Origin of the sequence: Streptomyces tyrfis, from assembly GCF_037034285.1 — a bacterium.
Taxonomy (GTDB): domain Bacteria; phylum Actinomycetota; class Actinomycetes; order Streptomycetales; family Streptomycetaceae; genus Streptomyces.
On sequence record NZ_JBAGJZ010000129.1, the window covers coordinates 1 to 500 of the forward strand.

Here is a 500-nt window from a genome sequence, read left to right on the forward strand (position 1 = left end):
TACTCCAGTCGCAGTTCGCTATTCCTGCTGGTCAGGAGCATGTATCTGAGTGTGCTCGGCTGACGTGTTGTCAGGTTGGGTGAGTTCGTGACCTCGGGTACGGCGGCCCGTTGTGCTTGTCATGCAAGACGATGTGCGGCCTGACCTCTGGTCGGCGGAGCTGGAAGAGTTGTTGGTGCGGGTCGGTCACCGGTTCGGCCGGGTGGACCTTCGGCGGCGGATGCGGGACTACGTACACGGCCTGCTTGCGCCTGTGGGCCGGAAGAACAGCTGGCAACTGGCCGAACAGGCCGGTCACCGAACCCCTTCAGGGTTGCAGCACCTGCCGAGCCGGGCTTGCTGGGATCCTGACGAGCTGCGGGACGACCTGCAGGAATACGTTGCCGAGAGACTCGGCGATCCGACTGGGGTGCTGATCGTCGACGACACCGGCTTCATCAAGAAGGGCACGGCCTCGGCCGGGGTGCAGCGACAGTACTCCGGCACGGCCGGGGCTTGTA

1 protein-coding gene is annotated in these 500 nt (G+C 64.4%); it reads left to right on the plus strand.

Annotated elements, in window-relative coordinates:
* Nucleotides 1-121 precede the first annotated feature (121 nt).
* The coding region (locus tag WA762_RS35520) for a transposase (protein WP_443080759.1) at nt 122-500 on the plus strand (379 nt) is incomplete at its 3' end.